The sequence below is a fragment of the Sphingobacterium sp. 40-24 genome (genome assembly GCF_001899705.1).
GTDB lineage: Bacteria > Bacteroidota > Bacteroidia > Sphingobacteriales > Sphingobacteriaceae > Sphingobacterium > Sphingobacterium multivorum.
Genome location: NZ_MKWH01000051.1, coordinates 1 through 7,392, shown reverse-complemented (window position 1 = coordinate 7,392; position 7,392 = coordinate 1). Strand labels below are relative to the sequence as shown.

Sequence of the window (7,392 nt, the reverse complement as noted above, 5' to 3'; positions counted from 1 at the left end):
CCGATGTTCAATGACGGCAAGGGTGCTGTTTGGTTCAGCGAAAACAAGGAAATCAAAAACCCTTACTACGGTTCTAAAATGCTGACCTGCGGTTCTGTAAAAAAACAGTATTAAAATGAAAATAAATCATGGTACAAAAAATAATAGAACTGTCCTTGAAAAATAGGTATATCGTGCTGCTTATAGCCGCCGGTTTACTTGTTTGGGGTATTTCAGCAGTTAAGAAAAATCCGATAGATGCAATTCCTGACCTAAGTGAAAACCAAGTAATAGTTTTCACTGAATGGATGGGACGCAGTCCACAGACTATCGAAGACCAAGTAACCTATCCTTTAGTAAGCAACTTACAGGGAATCCCCAAAGTAAAGAACGTAAGAGGCACATCAATGTTCGGAATGAGTTTCGTGTATATCATTTTCGATGACGATGTTGATGTTTATTGGGCTCGTACACGAGTTATGGAAAGACTTAATTATGCTCAAAGACTATTGCCACAGGAGGTTACACCAACGCTTGGCCCTGATGGGACAGGTGTTGGTCATATATACTGGTATCATTTGGATGCACCGCAGATGGAACTTGGAGAGCAGCGTGCATTGCAGGATTGGTATATCAAGTTGGCACTGCAAACGGTACCAGGTGTTGCAGAAGTAGCCTCGTTTGGAGGATATGAAAAACAATATCAGTTAGTCGTTGACCCCGTAAAGCTCCAGTATTACAATATCTCCCTTATGGATGTAATGAATAAAGTAAAAGCAAACAACAATGACGTTGGTGGTCGCAAATTTGAAATGGCAGATATGGCTTACATTATACGAGGTTTGGGGTATATAAAGAATACTGCTGATATTGAAAAAATTGCAGTAGGCAACTATAATGGCATTCCGGTAAGAGTAAAAGACATCGGAAGCGTACAAATGGGCGGAGATTTGCGGCTGGGTATATTTGACCAAAATGGAGAAGGAGAAGTTGTTGGAGGAATTGTAGTAATGCGCTATGGCGAAAATGCAGACCAAGTGATAAAAGCCGTTAAAGAAAAAATCAAAGATGTTGAAAAAGGTTTACCGGCTGGCGTAACATTAAAAACTTCTTATGACAGAAGCACATTAATCGAAGCAGCTATCGAAAATATCAAACATAAGCTCGCAGAGGAAATTATTGCAGTCGCCTTTATTGTAATTCTTTTCCTGTTCCACTGGCGGAGCGCATTAAGTATCATTATTCAAATTCCGGTTACCGTTGCCATCAGTTTTATCATATTGAACGCTTTTGGGTTATCATCCAATATTATGTCCCTTACCGGAATTGCATTGGCAATTGGGGTAATTGTAGATAACGGAATTATAATGTCAGAGAACTCTTACAGAAATCTTTCCGTTTGGCAAAATGAGCGTAAACAAAAAACATCCGACCCATCATGAAAATAAAATGGTTTAAAAAGAAAGCCAATAAAAATGTTGGCTACGAAAAAATTCCAGAGGAAGTACGACTTAGTATCATTGAGAAATCATGCAAGCAGGTTTCAAGAGGCGTATTCTTTTCAACAATTATCATTATAACTTCATTTTTACCTGTATTCCTACTCACAGGGCAGGAAGGCAAACTTTTCCATCCGCTTGCTTATACCAAAACGTTTATATTGGTCGTAGATGCTTTATTGATACTCACGCTTGCGCCGGTGCTGATTTCTTTCTTTATGAAAGGCAAGTTTAAAAGTGAGCATTCAAACCCGATAAACCGGGGCTTGGAAAAGCTGTACGAGCCTGTTATAAAATGGTGTGTAAAATGGCGAAAAACCGTATTGGGTATCAACATCGCTGCACTTATTATAAGTATTCCAATGATATTAAATCTTGGTAGGGAATTTATGCCACCACTCGATGAGGGTTCATTGTTATTTATGCCCGTTACATTACCCGATGTTTCTAATTCAGAAGCCAAACGAATATTGCAGGTTCAGGATAAGATTATTAAATCTGTACCGGAAGTAGCGCACGTTTTAGGTAAAGCTGGCAGGGCGAATACTGCTACAGACAATTCTCCAATCAGTATGATTGAAACTATCATTTTATTAAAACCACAAAATGAATGGCGGGACGGAATAAAGAAGAATGACATCATTAATGAACTAAATGCGAAACTTCAAATGCCCGGAGTAACAAATGGTTGGACAATGCCCATTATAAACCGCATCAATATGCTGTCAACCGGCATCCGTACCGATGTTGGCATAAAAGTTTATGGTCAAAATCTCGATAGCATCTATTCATTATCGCAAAAAATCAAAACGGAACTTGAGGGTGTGGCAGGTATTAAAGATATGTATGTAGAACCAATAACGGGAGGTAAATATGTTGATATTGTTATAAACCGAGATGAAATTGCCCGATACAATATAAGCATAGACGATGTAAACAATTTGGTTGAAAGCGCGTTGGGTGGTATGAAATTGACCACTACCATTGAGGGAAGGCAGCGCTTCTCTGTAAATGCCCGTTACGGACAGGATTTCAGAAATAATATTGAAGCACTTAAACGCCTGCCCGTTCAAACAATGGATTTTGGCCCTATTCCATTAGGAAGTGTTGCAGATGTTAAGCTATCAGAGGGGGCTCCAATGATTAACTCTGAAAATGCAATGTTAAGAGGTACAGTTCTATTCAACGTTAGAGAAAGAGACCTTGGCAGCACAGTAGAAGAAGCTAAAGCCAAGCTGAATAATATGATGCTTAAAATGCCACAGGGATATTTTTTAGAGTGGAGTGGACAATATGAAAACCTTATAAGGGGCGAACAAACACTGAAATGGATTATGCCCATTGTATTAGTTATCATATTTCTGTCTATGTATTTTGCTTTTCATTCTATGAGAGAGGCTTTCTTCAATCTCATCAGTATTCCATTCGCTCTGATTGGAGGAGTATTTATGATTAGTCTATGGGGTGTAAACCTTTCTGTAGCTGTTGCTGTTGGATTTATTGCCCTGTTTGGTCTTGCTGTCGAAACAGGAATTGTTATGGTCATCTACCTCAATGATGCCATGCAACAATTGGTGCTATTAAAAGGAAACAGTCGTGAAACCATTACAAACGAAGACCTTAGAGAATACGTTATACACGGTGCGGCAAAACGCTTACGTCCAAAAATAATGACCGTGTGTGTAACCCTGTTCGGGCTGGTTCCCATATTATGGAGTACCGGCGTTGGCAGTGATATGATGAAACCAATCGTATTGCCGATGGTTGGAGGCGTATTTACTTCAGCAATCCATATTCTGCTGGTTACACCAATTATCTTCCTGATGCAAAAAGAATATGAGCTGAAAAAATTCGGAAAGATTGACGTATTAGATGCAGGACATTAAAATCAAAAAATCAGAAATGAAAAAGATAATTTTTACAGCATTTATAGTATGTCTTTTTACCAATATAAATGCACAGGTGATAAGCCTCCAAAATGTTATAGACAGCATACAAACCAATCATCCCATTGTGAAGATGTACGACAATGAAATTCGCTCTATGGATGAAGCCGCAAAAGGTGCAAGAAGCTGGATGCCGCCAACAATTGGTGTTGGACAGTTTATGACACCTTACAACGTGAACCTTTGGAAAAGAGATGGTGACATGAAAGGAATGGGTTCTGCTATGCTGTCGATAGAACAGATGATACCCAATAAGAAAAAGTTGGATGCTGAAGAAGCATATATGAACGCAATGTCATCCGTAGAAAAAGAAAATAAAGGAGCAGGCATAAATGAACTGATACAGGATGCCAAACTCTTATACTCCGAATGGATTGTATTACTGAAACGGCTGGATGTAGTTGCCGAAAACGAAAAGATGCTAAACTTCATGATTAAGAATGCAGAAATCCGATATAAGAACGGAGTAGGTAAAATAGGTGCATATTATAAAGCTAAAGCAGCGCTCGGAAGCACCCGTAATATGCAGATTATGTATGAAAATGACATCAAGGAAAAACGCATCAGGTTAAATGCCCTTATGGGGCGAAACCCTATGGCTCCTTTTGAAATTGATACAATATTTTCATTCAACGATTATTCGGATATGGTATTTGATACTGCACTGTTCAACAAAAACCGGAGTGACCTGAAATCATTAGACCAGCAGATACGGTTGACAACTCTGAAACAGGAAACAGAGCGACAAAACCTGAAACCTGAATTTGGTGTTCGATTTGAAAATATGTATGGCTTTGGCGGACAGCCCATGCAATACACAGCAATGGCAATGATAAAACTGCCTTTTGTCAATTGGGCTTCAAAGATGAGCAAAGCTAATATTGCAAGTTTGAAGTGGAAAGCAGATGCCCTTAGTTCTCAAAAAAACATGATGATAAATGAATACAGCGGTATGGCATATGGCATGAGAAACGAGTTCGACCTCAAAAAAAATCAGCTTAGTCTTTATAGGGAGGACATTATACCGGCTTTGAAAAATAATTTCAAAACAATGCAGCTCGGTTACGAGCAAAATACCGAGGAATTATTTATGCTGTATGATGCATGGGAAAAACTGAACATGACACAACTGGAATACCTTGATATTTTATCAAAAGCATTTGAGATGCAAATAACAATAGACCGTTTAATTGAAAGAAAATGAAATATATAATTTGTTTTTTGATGATTATTCTTGCATTGTATAGTTGCAATAACAATACAGAGAAGACCAGTCATCCCGACAACAGTCATACTGCTAAAAATAGCCCGACATATACCTGCCCCATGCACCCCGAAGTTACCAGCAACAAGCCCGGTAAATGCCCCAAGTGCGGAATGGAATTGGAGCAAAAAACAGTAAATACAAATGGAGCGGAAAGTATTGAGTTGAATACACTGCTTAAACCAACTAATGAATTTGTCATATCAGACATTCCTACTATTAGGATGCAGTCAGAGCAAAAAGACATAACCGTACAAGCTCTTGGGAATATTGCTTATGATACCCGACAAACTGGAAATATATCCGCCAGAATATCCGGCAGGATTGAAAATCTTTATATACGTTATAAATTCCAAAAAATAGCAAAGGGGCAGAAAGTGATGGATATTTATAGCCCAGAACTGATGGAAGCACAAGCAAATTTATTGTTTCTATTAAAAAATGATGCTTCGAACAATATGATGATAAATGCAGCTAAACAAAAATTGCTATTACTTGGAATGAGCGAAAACCAATTGAAGAGTATCATCCAAAAAGGAAAGCCTGATTTATCCGTATCTGTTTACAGCAACTATGCCGGACATATTCACGAAACCGGCACAGCCGGGTCAATGGGAAGTGGTACATTACCCTCAAATTCGATGGGCGAAATATCCGAAACATCTTCTGAACTTAGCCTGAAAGAAGGTATGTATGTTCAAAAAGGACAAACTATTTTTAATGTATTTAACCCGGGAAAATCGTGGGTGTTGTTAAATATTTTTCCCGAGGATGTACCACTTGTAAAGACAGGGCAAACAGTAAGTATTATACCGGAAGTAGCACCGGAGAAGAAATTTACCGGAACTATTGGGTTTATAGAACCATTTTTCAGACCCGGAAGTAAAACGTTATCAGTGCGTGTCTATTTTGATAATAGCCGTATGCACTTACCAATTGGAAGTCAGGTTAAATCTGAAATAGCAACAGATGGAATTTCCGGTAATTGGATACCTAAAGAAGCCGTCATTTCCCTTGGATTAACGAAAGTCATTTTGAAAAAAGTAGATAGAGGGTTTATCGTGAATAAAATTGAAACAGGTAATGAAGCGAACGGATATATAGAAGTATTGCAGGGGCTGTTACCCTCGGATGAGATTGCCGGAAATGCACAGTACCTTATGGATAGTGAAAGTTTTGTAAGAACAAAAAATAATTAGAATATGAAATATTATTTAGTCATAACAATTGCCCTCCTCATGTCGGTTTTGCTGTCTTGTAAAGACAATAAACATGACCATGCAGGCAATAATGATGGTAGTTACTATACCTGTTCCATGCACCCACAGGTTGTATCAGACAAACCCGGTCACTGCCCTATATGCCACATGGAGCTTGTTCGGGTTGAGAAAAGCAAACAAGCAGACCCCAATACCATTCAACTGAATAGCGAACAGATTAAGTTGGGCAACATAAAAACAGACACCTTAAAAGATGGTATTTTTGGGGATAGAGTAATACTTACAGGTGTATTAAATTTCAATCAGTACAATATGCAATCCGTAAGCTCCAGAGTTATGGGACGGGTAGAAAAACTGCATTATAAAAACGTTGGCGACTTTGTAATCAAAGGTTCCCCGTTAATGGAAATATATAGTGAAGAACTGAACAATGCAAAGCAGGAATTTTTACTGGCATTGGAAAAGAAGAAAACTTTCGGAAATATTAATTCAATAGATTTTGACCAGCTTATACAAAGTTCAAAGAACAAATTGTTATTGTGGGGCATGACGGATAATCAGGTTAGAGCTTTACAAAGTGCTGGCAAAATATCGGCAACAACTACATTTTACAGTACGGCTTCGGGATACATCACAAGTTTGCAAGTTTTAGAGGGCGGTTATGTGGCAGAAGGCGGCACGATAGTGGACTTGGCTGACCTATCTACAATTTGGGCAGAAGCACAGGCTTATTCCTCCCAAATGTCACTTATCAACCAGACAAAAACAGCAACAGTACAAATTCCTGACCTGAATAACAAAGTTATTACTGGCAAAATAGACTTTAGCAACCCCGAACTTAATCCGGCTTCAAGAATTAATTTGATACGAATTACAGTACCTAATCCAAATAAAGAGTTGAAGCCCGGAATGCCTGTATATGTTTTTCTTGAAACGCCGAAGACTAAAGGCATAACCATGCCGGTAGATGCTGTAATAAGAAATGGTAAAAGTGAAACCGTATGGGTACAAACAGGAGAAAAGACATTTAAAAGTAGAATGGTAAAAACGGGAACGGAAATAGATAACAGAATAGAAATCGTTTCAGGATTAGTAGATGGAGATATTGTAGTTGTTTCAGGTGCTTATCTTTTAAACAGCGAATACATTTTTAGGAATGGAGCAGACCCGATGGCAGGACACGACATGAGCAGTATGTAAAACTAATTTAAATAAATAAAAATGAAAAATCTAACATTATCAATCATTGCTGTTATCATGGCATTTGTAACAGTATCATGCAATCAGGTATCCAACAAAAACGAGCAGTCTTCCAATGATACTGCTGTGGTATCACAAGAACAGCCAGCTTCCCAACCAAAAGAGGATGAAACGGTAGCTGCGCCCGCTGTGAGCGAAACACCGAGCGGTCAGGAAGCAAAAGCAACAGGAAAAGAAGAAACAAAAAACTTTTCTATTGCGCCCATAGTTACCGATTATCTGTC

At 38.6% G+C, this 7,392-nt stretch carries 6 protein-coding genes; all 6 read left to right on the top strand.

Annotation, left to right across the window (positions count from 1 at the left end):
- Positions 1–128 precede the first annotated feature (128 nt).
- Positions 129–1,421 carry an efflux RND transporter permease subunit gene (locus tag BGP15_RS18770; protein WP_112375946.1) on the top strand — a complete coding sequence of 431 codons (1,293 nt, stop codon included), beginning with the start codon at positions 129–131 and terminating at the stop codon, positions 1,419–1,421.
- A complete protein-coding gene (locus tag BGP15_RS18765) occupies positions 1,418–3,364 on the top strand; it encodes an efflux RND transporter permease subunit (RefSeq protein WP_088162392.1) in 1,947 nt (648 codons plus the stop codon). The genes BGP15_RS18770 and BGP15_RS18765 overlap by 4 nt, the downstream gene beginning before the upstream one ends.
- Positions 3,365–3,380: 16 nt before the next feature.
- Entirely contained in the window at positions 3,381–4,628 is a 1,248-nt protein-coding gene (locus BGP15_RS18760; protein ID WP_286770472.1) for a TolC family protein, read from the top strand.
- Entirely contained in the window at positions 4,625–5,887 is a 1,263-nt protein-coding gene (locus tag BGP15_RS18755; RefSeq protein WP_286770471.1) for a heavy metal-binding domain-containing protein, read from the top strand. Before BGP15_RS18760 ends, BGP15_RS18755 begins: the two co-directional genes overlap by 4 nt.
- Before the next feature lie 3 nt (positions 5,888–5,890).
- Entirely contained in the window at positions 5,891–7,108 is a 1,218-nt protein-coding gene (locus tag BGP15_RS18750) for an efflux RND transporter periplasmic adaptor subunit (protein WP_286770470.1), read from the top strand.
- Positions 7,109–7,129: 21 nt separating this feature from the next.
- A partial coding sequence (locus BGP15_RS18745) for a hypothetical protein (RefSeq protein WP_502688442.1) occupies positions 7,130–7,392 on the top strand: 263 nt, incomplete at its 3' end.

Coding starts and splice junctions, on each gene's coding strand:
- BGP15_RS18770 (WP_112375946.1), top strand. CDS start 129: ATGGTACAAAAAATAATAGAACTGTCCTTGAAAAATAGGTATATCGTG.
- BGP15_RS18765 (WP_088162392.1), top strand. CDS start 1,418: ATGAAAATAAAATGGTTTAAAAAGAAAGCCAATAAAAATGTTGGCTAC.
- BGP15_RS18760 (WP_286770472.1), top strand. CDS start 3,381: ATGAAAAAGATAATTTTTACAGCATTTATAGTATGTCTTTTTACCAAT.
- BGP15_RS18755 (WP_286770471.1), top strand. CDS start 4,625: ATGAAATATATAATTTGTTTTTTGATGATTATTCTTGCATTGTATAGT.
- BGP15_RS18750 (WP_286770470.1), top strand. CDS start 5,891: ATGAAATATTATTTAGTCATAACAATTGCCCTCCTCATGTCGGTTTTG.